Genomic DNA, 15089 nt, shown 5'->3' on the forward strand with positions numbered 1-15089 from the left:
CCGCCGGCTTTCAGCCGGGGGCCACTTCCACCCGGTTGCGGCCGCGCTGCTTGGCCTCGAGCAGCGCCGTGTCGGCGCGGTGCAGGGTTTCGCCCAGGGCTTCGCCGGGGAGGTGTTCGGCGATGCCGGCGGACATCGACACGGTGAATCCGCCCATTTCGGTCTGGGCCAGGGCCTCGCGCAGGCCATCGGCAAAGCGCGCTGCAGCGGACGCGTCGGCGCGCGGCAGCAGCATCACGAACTCCTCGCCGCCCATGCGCGCCACCAGCGCGTCGGGGGGCCTGCGCGCGAGCATCAGCGCCGCCGTGCGCGACAGCGCGCGATCGCCCGCGGCATGGCCGTGCACGTCGTTGATGATCTTGAAGTGGTCCAGGTCCATGAAGCACAGCGAGAACGGTGCGTCGGATCCGGTCGCTTCGCGATGCGCGGCTTCGCCCAGCTGCAGGAACCGGCGGCGCGACAGCAGCCCGGTCAATGCGTCGTGCTTGGCTTCGTGGTCCAGGTTGACCTGGAACTCGTAGGCGCTGCGCCGCAGCCGGTCGATGGATCGGAAGATGGCCAGGCTGGTGCAGGAAAACAGGGCTGCGTAGCCGGCGAACACCCACAGGCTTCTGGCATCCGGGCCTGCACGCAGCAGCGCCGTCAAGGCGCATGCGTAGCACAACAGGCTGGACACGATCGCGCGGCTGGGCCAGACCCAGAACGGCGCCGCCGCCACCGGAACCACCATCAGGACCGGCAGGATCCAGTACAGGGTGTCCGGGTCGGGCGTGACGATGAACGCCAGCGCCAGCTCCGCGCTGCACAGCAGTGCGATGGTCCACCAGCCGTGGGCATGGATCGTGTCGGCGCGCGACTGGACCGCCATGAGCACCACGAGCACGGCGATGCCGATCGGCAAGGCCAGCGCCCGCACTCCCGACAGCACCGGAGTTCCGGTGAGCCCGGCGTCCACCCAGGCGGCCACGAGCAGGGCCAGCGGCGCCATCCCCTGGATCGGGAGCGTGCGCCGGCGCACGCGCTGGAAATAATCCTGCTGGTAAGCAGTCGCGGTTCCGTTCAAGGTCGTCTGGCCGTCCCTGGGGCGACCATTATCGACCGCCGCCGACCCCGACCGCGAATTCCACGGCGGGGCGACGCTCGCGATGCCGATGGCTGTCCCCTCAGCGATTGCCGAACCGCCCGCGGCAGCCATCGTCCACCCATAGCCCGCGCGCGGCGTCGTAGCCCCAGGTTCGACCCTCGATGCAGGCCGTGCCGGAGAGTTGCTGCAGCAGGCGCGGGCGGCCACGGCTGCGATCCCATGCGCAGGTGGCGTAGCGCCTGTCGTTGCTGGAACACGTCACCTGGTAGTTGTCTGCGATCGGGGGGCGCCCACGTCCGGGCGCGAATTCGCCGCGACAGCCGGCGGTGACATAGACCGATCCTGGTTGCGAGCGCCAGGTGCGACCTTCGATGCAACGGGTGCTGGAGAGCTGGCGAACCAGCCGCGACGGCCCGCTCCAGCGCGTCGGACAGGTGCGGGGGCGGTTATTGGTGCTCTCGCAGCGCACCTGCTGCGGCCCGACGGGCGGAACCGGCGGGCGCGGCCCGCTGCCGGCCAGCGACCGCGCGATGTCCTGCTTGATCCGGCTGAACCCCCAGTTGGAGCGGTTGACCTGATCGATGTAGAAGCGCAGCTGGTCGTCCGGGATCCGCCGGCCATTCGACTGTTCTGCATATTCCAGACTGATCACACGTCTCTGGTCGGCGTAGGAGAGCGTGCGCAGATTCTCCGGCGCGTACGCGCGCGTGCCGGTCTGGGCCGGTGCGGCGAGCGGCATGGTCAGGCACAGCGCAAGCAGAACGAGTGCGAGCAGGCGATTCATGGCGTGATTCCCCGGGTGGCGTGGGCCGCGCGGACTGACCCCTGCCGGCGGCAACCGCGAGTTGGAGCTGCGAGACGTTAAAATGGCGTGGTGATCGGCCGGTGGCCGACCTCCATGCGATCCCGGAGCCCCCATGCGTACCCATTACTGCGGCCTGGTCGATGAGACCCTGGTCGGCCAGACCGTCACCCTTTGCGGCTGGACCGATGTCGCCCGCGACCTCGGCGGCCTGTGCTTCATCGACTTGCGCGACCACGAGGGCATCGTCCAGGTCGTGGCCGAGCCGTCGGACATCGCGGGCAATGCCGAGGTGATCGCGACCGCGGCCAGACTCGGCTACGAGGACTGTCTGCGCGTCACCGGCACCGTGCGCCGCCGGCAATCGGTCAACAACAAGATCCGTACCGGCCAGGTCGAGGTCGTCGCCGCACGCATCGAGGTGCTCAACAAGGCCGAACCGCTGCCGTTCCACGCCCACGAGAATCCGGGCGAGGACATCCGCCTCAAATACCGCTATCTCGACCTGCGCACCCCGCAGATGCAGAAGATGATGCGCACCCGCATCCAGCTGGTGCAGGCGCTGCGGCGCTGGCTGGATGCGCGCGGCTTCCAGGACATCGAGACCCCGATCCTGACCAAGGCCACGCCCGAGGGCGCGCGCGATTTCCTGGTCCCCGCACGCATGCATCCGGGCGAGTTCTACGCGCTGCCGCAGAGCCCGCAGCTGTTCAAGCAGATCCTGATGATGGCCGGCTTCGACCGCTATTATCAAATCGCGCGCTGCTTCCGCGACGAGGCCCTGCGGGCCGATCGCCAGCTCGAGTTCACCCAACTGGACATGGAGTTCGCATGGGTCGACGAGCAGATCGTGCAGGACACGGTCGAAGCCATGATCCGCGACGTGTTCCGCGAGGTGATGCAGGTCGAACTGGCCGATCCGTTCCCGCGGTTGACCTATGCCGAAGCGTTGCGCCGCTACGGCTCGGACAAGCCGGACCTGCGCATCGCGCTGGAACTGGTCGACGTCGACGCGCAGGTGCAGGGCAGCGAATTCAAGGTGTTCACCGACTGGGCCGGCGTCGAAGGCGGCCGCGTCTGCGCGCTGCGTATCCCCGGCGGCGCTGCGCTGTCGCGCAAGCAGATCGACGACTACGCCTCGCACGCGGCCAAGTACGGCGCGAAGGGCCTGGCCTACGTCAAGCTGTCGGACACCGGCGAGGTCAGCTCGCCGATCGCAAAGTTCTTTGCCGAAGACGCGTTCAAGGCATTGCTCGCCCATGTCGGCGCCGGCAACGGCGATGTCGTGTTCTTCGGCGCCGGCAAGTACGCGACCGTCAGCGACTTCATGGGCGCGCTGCGGCTCAAGGCCGGGCGCGAATTCAAGCTGGTGGCCGAGGGCTGGGCGCCGCTGTGGGTCACCGACTTCCCGATGTTCGAGTGGGACGAGGAAGCGGGCCGCTACGTGGCCCTGCACCACCCCTTCACCGCGCCGGCGGTCGACGACGAGGCCGATCTGCGCGCCAACGCGAAGACGGCGGTGTCGCGCGGCTACGACATGGTGCTCAACGGCAACGAGATCGGCGGTGGTTCGATCCGCATCCACCGCTCCTCGATGCAGTCGGCGGTGTTCGAGCTGCTCGGCATCGGCCCGGAGGAGGCGGAGCTGAAGTTCGGCTTCCTGCTCGACGCGCTCAAGTACGGCGCGCCGCCGCACGGCGGCATCGCCTTCGGCATCGACCGCATCGCCGCGCTGATGGCCGGCACCGAGTCGATCCGCGACGTGATCGCCTTCCCCAAGACCACCGGCGCACAGTGCCTGATGACCGGCGCGCCATCGCCGATTCCGGACGCGCAGCTGGCGGAAGTGCACGTGCAGGTGCGGGCAAAGGAAACGAAATGAACCCGTTCGCCCCGAGCGTACGCGCATAGCGTCGAAGTCGAGGGTGCATGCATTGCCTTTCGACTCCGGGCCTTTCGGCCCTGCGCTCAGGCCCAATAAACTCTGGGAACGTGGAATGACGACTGCCATCCGCCGCGCCGTACCCGCCGATGCACCCGCGCTCGCCGAACTCGGTGCGCAGACGTTCTTCGAGACCTTCGGCCATCTGTATGCGCCAGAGGACCTGCGGGCCTTTCTAGACGAAAGCCATTCCGAGCATGCCTATGCGCGGACCCTCGCCGATCCCGCGTACGCGCTGTGGATCGCCGAACGCGACGGTGTCGCGATCGGCTACGCACAGGCCGGCCCCTGCGGCCTGCCGCATCCGGACGTGCAGCCGGGCGATGGCGAGCTCAAGCGCCTGTACCTGCGCGCATCCGAACAGAATGGCGGCGTCGGCGGGCAGCTGTTCGCCGAAGCGTTGCGCTGGCTGGAACGCGATGGCCCGCGCACGCTGTGGATCAGCGTCTGGTCGGAGAACTTCGGCGCACAGCGCTTCTACGCGCGGCATGGTTTCGAGTTCGTGGCCGAATACGAATTCCTGGTCGGCAATCAACGCGATCGCGAGTTCATGTATCGCCGGCCAGCGTAACGTGTGCGATCCACGCGTGGCCTTCTGATCGATTGCCGGCAAACCGCCCGTGGGAGCGGCCTTGGCCGCGAATGCCTTTTCGGCGTTCCTGCATGCAAGCAACAGCATTCGCGGCCAAGGCCGCTCCCACAATGGCAAACGGCCCGGCTTGCGCCGGGCCGCCAGACGGACGGGGTGGGTCGCCTGTCTAGTCTTCCGCGCTCCGGTAGGCCGAATCGAAGCGACCGGCCGCCACCGCGAAGGCCGCACGGGTCACGGTCTTGCCGGGATCGAACCAGGCGTGCAGGGTCGGCTGCAGGTCGAACGGCCCCTGGGTGACGGTGAAGCGCGCGTTGAGCACGCCCTGGTCCAGCGCCTGCTGCACGTAGCCGCGCAGCGCTGGGGCGATCGAACCGGCATCTTCCACCGGGATCCGCTTGCCGTCGTAGAACGCGGTCAGCTCGCCGTCGAAGGCCACGGCCTGGTCCTGCAGGCCCATCGCCTGGACCAGCGAATACGCCAGGCTGACCCGCGTCACGCTGTCCAGCGGCCGGAACTGCCCGTTGAGCAGGCCCATCACGCCGGCGTGGTTCTGGCCCAGGTTACGCAGCGGCGCACCGGCGGCGATGGCGGATTCGGCATACGCATAGGCCGGGCTGGTGGTCGCCAGGTCGGCGAAGCTGGCCTGTCCGCTGAAGGGCAGGGACTGGCGCACGCTGCCACCCATCACCAGATACTGCGCCAGCTCGCTGCGCTTGAGCACCTGGTCGGGACGGAACTTCTTGTCGCTGTAGCCATCGACCAGGCGGTTGGAGACGGCGAATTCGATCGCCTGGCGCGCCGGGTGATTGGCCACGTCGTCCATGCCGGTATAGCCGCCGCTGCGCAGCATGCTGATCTCGCCGCTGACCGTACCGGGCAGACCGTAGCCATTGGTGGCATTGAGCGGGTCGACGTCGGTGCCGGACACCGAGCCGATGCCGCGCGCGCTCACCTTCCACACGCCCGGCTTGCCCGGGGCGCCGGTGGTGACGGTGTCGCCGAGCACCGGCAGCGCGATCGCCGAACCGTAGGTGATCCCATCCGGATCGGTCAGGGTCAGGGCCAGCGTGTTCTCGCCGATTACCGCGCGCACCGCGACCCAGGCGATGTCGCTGCCCACAGTGAAGCTCTGCTCGCCGGTGGCACCGACCGGTGAGAAGTCGAACGAGAACGGCTGGGTGCTGCCGGGCAGCAGGAGCGCGTTGGCGTTGAACTCGCGCAGCGCGTTGACGGTGGCGCCCCAGCCCTTGCGCACGTTGGCCGCTTCGGCCACCGCCGCATAGGCATTGATGTGGCCGGCCCCGGCTTCCCAGCTCAGCCGCGAGGTCATGTTGGTGGCGGTGCGCTCGATGATGTCCTTGACCTGCGCCGGACTCAGGTGCGGGTTGGCTTCCAGCATCAGGGCCACGATGCCGGCCACGTGCGGGGTGGCCATCGAGGTGCCGCTCATGAAGCTGTAGAAGGGCACGTGCTCGAGTGCGATGCCATCCACGTCCTGCTGCAACGCCAGCGCGCCCAGCGAGCCGGTGCTGTCGCGGGCGGAGATGATGTCCACGCCTGCGGCGACGATGGTCGGCTCGTTGAAGTAGGTCCAGCTGCGGCCGTCGGGCATGGTGAAGCTGCCGCTCTCGCCGCGCTTGCCGCGCGAGGAGAAGCTGGTCAGCACGCCGTCCTTTTCGCCGGCGCCGACCGAGATCACCCAGGGCGCCTGCGCGTACGGGTTGTGGGTGTCCTCGCCCGGGCCGTCGTTGCCGGCGGCGAACACGCTCACGATGCCGCGCTTGTACAGCTCGTAGGTGGCGATGTTGACCGGGTTGAGCGGATCGAACTTGCCGCTGCTGCCCCAGGAATTGCTGGTGACGCGGATCGGGCTGTCGTAGGTGAACTGGTGGGTGGCCGCGTAATCCAGCCCGCCGACCGCGTCGAGCACCAGGATCACCGCGCCGGAGCCGTAGCCGACCAGGTCCGCGCCCGGCGCCACGCCGCGATACAGACCGTTGGAGCGCTCGCCGGTGCCGCCGATGGTGCCGGCGCAATGGGTGCCGTGACCGGAGCCCAGGTCGGTATTGGGAATGCCCTCGGCGTAGGTCACCGGCACGATCCCCGGTGCGAATTCCGCAGCCAGCTCGGCCAGGATGTTCTGCGCACCCAGCACGTTCTGCACCAGGTTCTCGCCGAACTTCAGGTCCTCGTGGGTACCGTCCACGCCGGAGTCGTTGACCAGCACGGTGATGCCGCGGCCGCTATAGGGAATCGCCTGGCCGAAATCGCCGGGGTTCTGCACGGTGCGGGCGGCGCCGGAGATCTCACGCGCCTCCTTGTTCATGTAGCGCAGCGGCGCGTTCCAGTAGATCGAGGCCACATCATCGCGCTGCGCCAGGGCGCGGATCTCGGCCGGGGTGGCCAGGGCGCCGGCGATCGGCAGGGTGCGCATGGTCACGCCCTTCTCGATGCCCAGCGACCTGAGCACGTTGACCTGCGATGCCGACACCGGCACCGACTGTTCGTAGCTGACCACGATCTGCAGTTCGTCGGTGGGCAGCGCGGCGGCCATCTTCGAGACCAGCTGGGGGTCGAGCTGGGCGTCGGCCAGGGCCACGCCGCTGGCCAGCAGGCCGGCGGCGAGGGCGGAAATTCGGATCGTGCGGCGCGAGGCCATGGAAGTACCGGCAACGGACATTGCGCATCTCTCCAGTGTGAAAACCCGCAGGCAGCGGGGACCCGGGCATGTTCGACACATGGCCTGGCGGGCACATCGGGGATGACCATCAGGCGGGTCGCGGGAAACCCCCCCGCGACATCCCCCGGGGCGGGCGGCGCCGCTCCGTGGCGCCGCCGCCCGGGCGCGCGTTCCCTGGCGCCCGCGGGAGGGGGTCCCGCGGCAAGGGCTTCCAGGCCCCTGCGCCCCGCCGCCGGCTGGGCCGGCCCCGGAGCGCAGGACCATCGTCGGTGCCCGTCCCCGAGGCCGGTATCCGGGGAAGCCTTCACGCCGGCTGGGCAATTTCCCCTACAGACTGCCCGCGTTAAATGAGATAGCGTTCACGTCATGCCGCCCCGCTGCACGGGTCGGCCCCGGTGCCGTTGCTTCGGCCCCGGCGTTATTCGACTTCCCTCGCACGGCGCAGGACGGCGTCCGCGGCGCGGGCAGGAAGGGGGTCCCATGCACAAGTTCCGCATGCTCACGGGCGCGTTGGCGTTGCTGTTCGCGCTATGCCCGCTGTTCGCAGCTGCGCAGACCCTGCCGGTGCAGGTCAGCGTGTCCGGCGATGTGGCGACGGCGGTGGTGGGCAATCCGGCCAATCCGTTGGCGGATGTCACCCTGAGCTTCGACGAAGTGGCCGGCCTGAGCGCGGCGAGCCTGGGGCTCGAGGCGAAGCTGGTGAGCCTGAACGACGCCGCCTTGCTTGCGCGCCTGCCGGACCTGCAGCTCAATCAGATCGACCCGGCGTTTCCACTCCTGCTGACCATCGAGCCGCCGGCGGCAGGTGGATTGCGCTTCCGCACCGTGCGCGTGGAGGTGCATACGCATGCGCTGGCCTACGGCGTGGGCAGTTCGTACCGCCTGTTCAAGGCGCCGCTGGCCGGCGCATTCCAGGACATCACCGACGAGATCGCGCCCGGCAGCGTCCGCGCCCGTGGCACGACCGGCGGATTCTCGCAGTTCCTGGTGCTGACCGACCTGCGCGAGACCGGGGCGATCGTCGCCGACAAGATCGCCGCGTTGCGCACCCGCGTCGCGACCCTGCCGACCACGGAACAACAGCCGTTCATTGCGCGGATCAACGACGCCGAATCAGCGATCGCGGTAGGCGACTTCGCCGCTGCGATCGCGGCGGTCGATCAGGTCTCCAGCCGGGCGCTCGCCCGCGCGGGCAACCAGCTGGCCGACGAATGGCGTGCCACCCGCGATGCCGACAACCAGGCCGGCGACCTGGTCGCCGGCGCTGCCACGCTGAAGTTCTCGATCGCCTACCTGCGCGATTTCGGCGACTGAGAGGCGCCGCTTTCCGCGCGGCTCATGTAGCCGAAGCCCGGTTCGTTCCGAACACCCGGGCGCATTGCGGTGGCGCAGCCCCGCACGACCGCCGGGGCGGCCCTAAGATGCGCCGATGCACGCCTGCCTGACGATCCACCTGCCCGACCGCGCCGCGATCGTGCGCATGCTCGCGCCTGGCGAGACCCTGCGCATCGGGCGGGGCGTGGACTGTGGCCTGCGGATCGATCACCCCTCGATCTCGCGCGCCCACGCGCAGCTGCAGTACCGCGACGGCGCCTGGGAGCTGAGCGAACTGGGCAGCAAGAATGGCAGCTTCGTCGGCGGTCACCGGATTGCGGCGGGTGCGGATCACCTGCTTTCGCATGCGGGCTGGATCCGCCTGGGCGATGTGTACTGCGAGTTCGCGCCGCTTGACGATGCCAGCGCGGCCCGCGCCGAAGCCGGTCGCGCCGCGCGTCGTGCGGCGGCCACGGCGCATACGGCGCGCCTGGACGGCGTGCATGGGCTCGACGAGCTGCTCGACGCCAGCTTGCGGGGCGTGCTTGAGCTGGCCCAGTGCGAGCGCGGCTTCGTGCTGCTGCAGGCGGGTGAGGGCTTTGCCGTGCGCGCCAGCCTGGCGCTGGATACGCAGCGGCTGGCCTCGCCGGAATTCTCCGGCAGCGTCGGCGCGGTCCGGCGTGCGCTCGCCACCGGTACCAGCGTGATCGCCAACGATATCGAGGGCGAGGCCTGGCTGTCCTCGCGCGCCTCCGTGGCGGCGGCCGGGCTCAGCGCACTGGTCTGCATTCCGCTGTTCGACGGCGCGCAGCCGCTTGGCGCCATCTACGCCGATCGCATCCGCCCGGGCCCGCCCGTCACCACGCTGGACCAGGAACTGCTCGAAGCCTTCGCGGAGCGCGCCGCCCTGTGGATCGCCGCACGCCGCACCAGCGATCTGCTCGCCGCGCACGTGCCGCCGCCCGGCGCGGCGGCCGACTGGAACAGCATCGTCGCTGCGCACGACGCCGGGGCGCGATGAGCGAGCACGACGCGACTGCGACCGGTGTGCACCTCGCGTCGGACTTCCCGCAAGGGACTGTGCTGGGTGGCCGTTACCGGATCGAATCGATCCTGGGCATCGGCGGCATGGGCGTGGTGTACCGCGCGTTCGATCTTTCGCTGAACGTGCCGGTGGCGCTGAAGCTGCTGCGTCCAGAACTCGCGCACCGCGGAGACGTGCTCGAGCGGTTCCGGCAGGAGCTGTTGCTGGCGCGCCAGGTGTCCAGTCCGCGCGTGGTGCGCATCCACGATCTCGCGCAGCACGACGGCCGCTGGCTGCTCAGCATGGACTTCGTGGAAGGCGAGTCGCTGGACCGGCGCCTCGACCGCGAGGCACCGCTGGAGGTCGAGGCCGCGTTGAAGCTCGCGCGCCAGATCGCAGAAGGCCTGGCGGCGGCGCATGCGAAGGGCGTCGTGCATCGCGACCTCAAGCCCGCCAACATCCTGCTCGACGCGCAGGGCGATGCCTACATCAGCGACTTCGGCGTGGCGCGCTCGCTCGCGACCAGCGGTGCATCGCGCGGCGGCATGACTCAGGGCGGCGCGGTGGTCGGTACCCCCGACTACCTGTCACCCGAGCAGGCGCGCGGCGACGCCGCCGATGCGCGCAGCGACCTGTACGCGCTCGGCCTGATCCTCTACGAGATGCTCACCGGCAAGCTGCCGTTCGAGGGCGGCACCGTGGCCGAAGTGCTGGCGCAGCGCATGCTGCGTGCACCTGCTTCCATCGATACCGCACGCCCGGGGCTGCCGCGCTGGCTGTCGCGCCTGGTCGATCGTCTGCTGCGTCCGCAGCCCGCGCATCGGCTGCAGAGCGCGACCGAGGTCGTGACGGCGATCGACCGGCGCGAACTCGCACGCGATTTCCATCCGGGCAGGCGCGGCTGGATCGCGCTGGCGGCGGTGCTGGTGCTTGCAGCGGGTGCGATCGGATGGTGGCAGTGGCGGGTGCATGTGCCGTCTGCAGCGAGCGTGGTCGCGGCGCGGCCGCTCGAGCGCCTGCTCGTCCTGCCGCTGGACGGCAGCGGCGATCCTGCGCGCGACGCCGCGCTGGGCGCGCACCTGCGCGACGCCCTGGCCGCGCTGCCGGGGATGGCTGTGGTCGATGGCGAACGCAGTCTGCAGGCGGTGCGCCAGCTCGATCCGTCGGGCAATGCCGCGCCGGACTTCGCTGCACTGCGCCGCGCCGCCGCCGCGCAGCGAGTGCTGCAGCCGCGCCTCGTACGTCAGGATGGGCGCTGGATGCTCCAGGCGCGTTTGGTCGGCGATCAGGGCGCAACCACGCAACTCGATGGGCCGCCTGCGAACGCGCCGGAGGCCGCGCTGCGTGCCTGGGCCGCGGCGCCTGCAACCGCGACGGCGCTGGGCCTGAAAGGCAGGCGGATCGCACTGGCTGTGCCGGCACGGTCCCCGGCGCTCGACGCCTATGGGGCGGGCCTGCTTGCGCTGGAGTCGGGACGCCTCGACAGCGCGCTGGATGCGTTCGAATCGGCCACGGCGGCAGATCCGTCGTACGCCCTGGCGTGGCTGGCGCAGTCGCAGACGGCATTGCAGGCCGGTGAACAGGACCGCGCCGCCGACGCGGCGATCCGCGGCCAGAACGCGGCCGCCAACGCGCCGCAGAGCCTGCAGCGCAGGCTGGCGGCGCAGCGCGCGCTGGTCGAAGGCGACGCGCCGGCAGCTGCCGCGCAGTGGCGCACGTTGCTGCAGGCCACGCCCAACGACACCGAGGCCGAGCTCCAGCTCGCGCGGGCACTCGGCAACGGCGGCGATTTCGACGGCGCGGTCCAGGCCTTGCACGCACTCACCCGCCGCGACCCCGAGGATCCGCGCGCCTGGTTCGAACTGGGCAAGCTTTCGATCCTGCAGGGCAACGCGCGCGTTGCTGTGGACGACCATCTCACCCGCGCCCTGGTCGGATTCAAGCGCAGCCGCAACCTGTTCGGCGAAGCGGAAACCGTCAACGCGCTCGGGGTCGGCTATGGCCGGCTCGGCCAGACCGCCGACGCCGCCGAGCAGTACCGCAAGGCGATCGAACTGCGGCGCAGGCTTGGCAACCGTCGCGGGGTGGCGACCAGCCTGCGCAACCTGGCCAACACGCTGTCGCTCACCGGCGATTTCGCGGGCGCAGACCAGGCGCTGCAGGAAGCCCGCACCCTCAACATCGCGCTCGGCGATCGCGAAGGCCATGCCGCGGTGGACAACGAACTGGGCCTGCTCGCCGAGGAGCGCGGCGATTACCCCAGCGCGCTGGCCGCCTTCCGTCGCGCGTTGCAGACCTGGCATCAGGTGGGCGATGCGCACGGCGCCGCCGAGGCGCTGAACAACATCGGCTTCGCCCACTACCAGCTGGGCGACTACGGCGATGCGCAGGTGTACTGGCAGCAGGCCGCCGATGCCTACGCCGCCCTGGGCGAGCAGACCGGGCGGGTACGTACCATGCAGAACCTGGGCCTGCTCGCCACCGCGCGCGGGCGCTGGACCGAGGCCCGGCAGTTGCTGCAGCAGTCGCTGTCCCTCTCGGAACGCCAGCAGATGCTCGAGGAAGCCGCGGTCAGCCGCCGCAACCTGGCCGAACTGGAGCTGTACCAGGGGCACCTGCAGGCGGCGGTCGAACAGGCCGGCAAGGCGGAAGCCAGCTTCCGCCAGCGCGGGGATGTGCGCGGCAGCAGCGATGCCGGCCTGCTGCACGCCGAAGCGCTGCTGGCCGCGCACGCCCACGCGCAGGCGCGTACGGTGCTGGCCGCGCTGGCGGACGACATCGAGGCCGCCTCGGGCGAGCAGAAAGCGATCGCGCAATGGCTGGCGGCGCGGATCGCGATCGATCGCGGCGAACGCGACCAGGCCGAACGCAGCCTGCGCGAAGCGCGGCGCCTGGCCAGCGCCTCGGGCGTGCGCCAATTGCAGCTGCGCATCGCGCTGGCGGACGCGCGCGAAGACCGGGCGAAGCTGGCGGCGCTCGACCGCCCCACGTCCGAGCTTGGACACGCCGGCCTGCGTCTGGAATGGCTGCGCCTGCGCATGCGTCAGACACTGGCGGACAAGGATGCGCGTGGCGCGACGACCGCGTACAACGAAGCCGCCGCCTTGCTGCGCGCCGGCGATGCACAGCCCGCGTATGCCCTGCACACGCTCGGCGCCAGCGCCCGCGCCACTAGCGGCGATGCCGCCGGCGCGGCGGCGGCGAACGCGCGGGCGCAGGAAGCGCTTGCGCGATTCCAGGCGCAGCTTCCGCAGTCGCTGCGTGCCGGCTTCGATCAGGCGATCGCCGCGAACCCCGCGCCGACGGAGCCTTCGCGATGAGCGGTTCGCCCCGATCCGAGGAATTGCCACTGGATGCACTGCGCGCGCAGTATCAGCGTCTGCTGCAACGGCTGGAAGCCAACGAACGCGAGTTCCGGCGCCTGGGGCGCGCCGTCTGGAACGTGCAGGAGGATGAGCGCCGGCGCCTGGCCCGCGAGTTGCACGACGGGCTCGGCCAGAATCTCACCGCGCTCAAGCATCGCCTCGCGCAGTTGCTTGCCGACCTGCCGGCCGAGGCCGCACCGCTGCGCGAACGCCTGGGCGCTGCGGTCGATCTGTGTGGCGATGCGCTCGAGGACACCCGCCAGCTCTCGCGCCTGCTGCGCCCGCCGATCCTCGACGACCTGGGCCTGGCGGCGGCGCTGCAATGGCTGGCGCGCAGCATCGATGCGAGCGGTCCGATGCGGGTGGTGACCGAGCTCGAGCCGCTGCCGCCGCTCGACGGCGAGTTGCAGACGCTGCTGTTCCGCGTCGCCCAGGAAGCGCTGAACAATGCAAGCAAGCATGCCCGGGCCCAGAGCGTGCTGCTGCGCCTGGTCGCGCGCGGCGGCGAGCTGCAGCTGCAGGTGATCGACGATGGAATCGGCTGCGATGTCGAACAGGCGCTGCGCGCGGGCGGCAGCGGACTGCCGGGCATGCGCGAACGCCTGCGCCTGTACGGCGGGCGGCTGGAACTGCGTTCGGCGGCCGGGCAGGGCACACGCCTGCGCGCCGTCGTGCCCTTGCCTGCAGGCGACGCCGTGGCTTGACGCCCTGTCGCACGGCGCGCAACGTGTCGCGCATGAAGGGGATCGTGCGCGTGTTGATTGCCGACGACCACACCATGGTGCGCGAGAGCCTGGTCAGCGTGCTGCAGGCCGATGGCGACGTCCAGGTGGTGGCGCAGGCTGCCGACGGCATCGAGGCGATCGAGAAAGCCGAACTCACCCGCCCCGACGTGGTGGTGGCCGATCTGTCCATGCCGCGGCTTGGCGGCGTCGAGGTCGTGCGGCGCCTGCGCGAGAAACTGCCCGGTACCCGCGTGCTGGTGCTGACCATGCACCAGGAAGACGAGTACGTCCTGCAGGCGGTCCGCGCTGGTGCGTCGGGATATCTGGTCAAGGACAGTGCGGCCGCCGAGCTGCTGGCGGCGGTGCGCAGCCTGCACGCTGGTCGCAGCCACTTCGGCCCACAGGCATCCCGGGCCCTGGCCGAACAGGTGCAGCATCCCGAGCGCGGCGGAGCCGATCCCTATGGCAGCCTGACCGCGCGCGAGCGCGAGGTGCTGCACCTGATCGCCGAAGGCCTGACCACCAAGGAAATCGCGCGCAAGCTCGACATCAGCGTCAAGACCGCCGAGAACCACCGCGGCCGCGTGCTCGACAAGCTCGACGTGCGCAACACGGCCGAACTGGTCCGCTACGCGCTGCGCAAGGGGCTGCTGGACTGATGCACCCGCGTTTGCGTAGGAGCGACGTCAGTCGCGAGCTTTTCTGTCGAGAGCCTGTGTCTTGCGTGCGTTCCGTGTCTTGCCGCACGGAGCACGTGACTGACGTCGCTCCTACAGGCGCTTGTGCAGTCGCTTCTACGCCCGATCCTGCAAAGGCAGTGACGTGACCCGTCGCGTCGTCCTGCTGCATGGCCTGTGGATGCCGGGCGTGGCGATGCTGTGGCTGGCCGCGCGGCTGAAGGCGCACGGTTTCGCCGCGCAGACCTGCGGTTATCACAGCATCGTCGGCGGACCGGACGCCGCCGCGCCGCGGCTGGCCGCGTTCCTGCGCCGCGCTCCGTGCGATGTGGTCGCGCATAGCCTGGGCGGGCTGGTCGCGCTGGAGACGCTGATCCGCCATCCCGATTTGCCGGTACGACGCCTGGTGTGCCTGGGCACGCCGCTGGCCGGCAGCGGCGCCGCCAGCGGGCTGGCCCGCTGGCCGCTGGCGTCCCTGTGGATGGGTCGTAGTGCCGAGCTGCTGCGCCGCGGCTGCGCGACCTGGCCCGGGACGCTGGAGGTGGGAATGGTCGCCGGGCGCATCCCGCGCGGCCTCGGCGCGCTGGTGGCAGGGTTCGACGAGATCCACGACGGCACCGTTTCGGTCAGCGAGACCCGCGTGCCGGGGCTGGCCGATCATGTCGTGGTGGGTGCCAGCCACAGCGGACTGATGTTTTCCGACGAGGCGGCCGAGCAGGTCGCCGAATTCCTCGAGCACGGCCGGTTCGTCCGGCGGTAGACCGCCTGGAATCCTGTGGGAGCGCGCTCGCGCGCGATCACTTTCGACTTTGGGCCTCGTCTAATGCGGTCGCCAAAGGCAATCGCGTGCAAGCGCGCTCCCACGACCCGGCTACCCCGCCCCC

General features: G+C 70.2%; 11 protein-coding genes. 8 read left to right on the top strand and 3 right to left on the bottom strand.

Annotated elements, in window-relative coordinates:
* Window positions 1-10 precede the first annotated feature (10 nt).
* Complete coding sequence (locus MC375_RS08395; protein WP_242102822.1) at window positions 11-1063, bottom strand: GGDEF domain-containing protein; 1053 nt, start codon at window positions 1061-1063, stop codon at window positions 11-13.
* 100 nt (window positions 1064-1163) lie between these two features.
* Window positions 1164-1868, bottom strand: a complete 705-nt coding sequence (locus MC375_RS08400; protein ID WP_242102823.1) for a DUF3011 domain-containing protein — start codon at window positions 1866-1868, stop codon at window positions 1164-1166.
* A gap of 133 nt (window positions 1869-2001) precedes the next feature.
* Here MC375_RS08400 and aspS point away from each other — a divergent pair, with 133 nt between their 5' ends.
* Both aspS and MC375_RS08410 read left to right on the top strand, forming a co-directional pair.
* Window positions 2002-3768 (top strand): aspartate--tRNA ligase, encoded by a 1767-nt coding sequence (aspS, locus tag MC375_RS08405; protein WP_242102824.1) that lies wholly within the window; start codon window positions 2002-2004, stop codon window positions 3766-3768.
* A 115-nt stretch (window positions 3769-3883) separates the two neighbouring features.
* The gene (locus MC375_RS08410) at window positions 3884-4399 is read left to right on the top strand and encodes a GNAT family N-acetyltransferase (protein ID WP_242102825.1); all 516 of its coding nucleotides are present in this window, start codon (window positions 3884-3886) and stop codon (window positions 4397-4399) included.
* A 187-nt stretch (window positions 4400-4586) separates the two neighbouring features.
* Here MC375_RS08410 and MC375_RS08415 read toward each other — a convergent pair whose 3' ends face one another.
* Window positions 4587-7100 (bottom strand): S8 family serine peptidase, encoded by a 2514-nt coding sequence (locus tag MC375_RS08415; RefSeq protein WP_242102826.1) that lies wholly within the window; start codon window positions 7098-7100, stop codon window positions 4587-4589.
* 480 nt (window positions 7101-7580) lie between these two features.
* Here MC375_RS08415 and MC375_RS08420 point away from each other — a divergent pair, with 480 nt between their 5' ends.
* The 6 genes from MC375_RS08420 to MC375_RS08445 all read left to right on the top strand — a co-directional run bounded on the left by MC375_RS08420 (window position 7581) and on the right by MC375_RS08445 (window position 14965).
* Window positions 7581-8414, top strand: a complete 834-nt coding sequence (locus MC375_RS08420; protein WP_242102827.1) for a DUF6689 family protein — start codon at window positions 7581-7583, stop codon at window positions 8412-8414.
* Between the two features lie 115 nt (window positions 8415-8529).
* Window positions 8530-9435: an FHA domain-containing protein gene (locus tag MC375_RS08425; protein WP_242102828.1), complete on the top strand. Its 906-nt coding sequence runs from the start codon at window positions 8530-8532 to the stop codon at window positions 9433-9435.
* The gene (locus MC375_RS08430; RefSeq protein WP_242102829.1) at window positions 9432-12758 is read left to right on the top strand and encodes a serine/threonine-protein kinase; all 3327 of its coding nucleotides are present in this window, start codon (window positions 9432-9434) and stop codon (window positions 12756-12758) included. The genes MC375_RS08425 and MC375_RS08430 overlap by 4 nt, the downstream gene beginning before the upstream one ends.
* Window positions 12755-13507: a sensor histidine kinase gene (locus MC375_RS08435; RefSeq protein ID WP_242102830.1), complete on the top strand. Its 753-nt coding sequence runs from the start codon at window positions 12755-12757 to the stop codon at window positions 13505-13507. Before MC375_RS08430 ends, MC375_RS08435 begins: the two co-directional genes overlap by 4 nt.
* A gap of 32 nt (window positions 13508-13539) precedes the next feature.
* Window positions 13540-14187, top strand: coding sequence for a response regulator transcription factor (locus MC375_RS08440; protein WP_242102831.1), 648 nt, complete (start codon window positions 13540-13542; stop codon window positions 14185-14187).
* Window positions 14188-14350: 163 nt separating this feature from the next.
* Entirely contained in the window at window positions 14351-14965 is a 615-nt protein-coding gene (locus tag MC375_RS08445) for an alpha/beta hydrolase (protein ID WP_242102832.1), read from the top strand.
* The last annotated feature ends 124 nt before the right edge of the window (window positions 14966-15089 follow it).

The sequence above is a fragment of the Lysobacter sp. M2-1 genome (assembly GCF_022662495.1).
Classification (GTDB): Bacteria; Pseudomonadota; Gammaproteobacteria; order Xanthomonadales; family Xanthomonadaceae; genus JAKPBU01.

Excerpts from the sequence above, each read along its gene's own strand:
- MC375_RS08420 (WP_242102827.1), top strand. The coding sequence starts at position 7,581 with ATGCACAAGTTCCGCATGCTCACGGGCGCGTTGGCGTTGCTGTTCGCG.
- MC375_RS08425 (WP_242102828.1), top strand. The coding sequence starts at position 8,530 with ATGCACGCCTGCCTGACGATCCACCTGCCCGACCGCGCCGCGATCGTG.
- MC375_RS08400 (WP_242102823.1), bottom strand. The coding sequence starts at position 1,868 with ATGAATCGCCTGCTCGCACTCGTTCTGCTTGCGCTGTGCCTGACCATG.
- aspS (WP_242102824.1), top strand. The coding sequence starts at position 2,002 with ATGCGTACCCATTACTGCGGCCTGGTCGATGAGACCCTGGTCGGCCAG.
- MC375_RS08435 (WP_242102830.1), top strand. The coding sequence starts at position 12,755 with ATGAGCGGTTCGCCCCGATCCGAGGAATTGCCACTGGATGCACTGCGC.
- MC375_RS08430 (WP_242102829.1), top strand. The coding sequence starts at position 9,432 with ATGAGCGAGCACGACGCGACTGCGACCGGTGTGCACCTCGCGTCGGAC.
- MC375_RS08415 (WP_242102826.1), bottom strand. The coding sequence starts at position 7,100 with ATGTCCGTTGCCGGTACTTCCATGGCCTCGCGCCGCACGATCCGAATT.
- MC375_RS08440 (WP_242102831.1), top strand. The coding sequence starts at position 13,540 with ATGAAGGGGATCGTGCGCGTGTTGATTGCCGACGACCACACCATGGTG.
- MC375_RS08410 (WP_242102825.1), top strand. The coding sequence starts at position 3,884 with ATGACGACTGCCATCCGCCGCGCCGTACCCGCCGATGCACCCGCGCTC.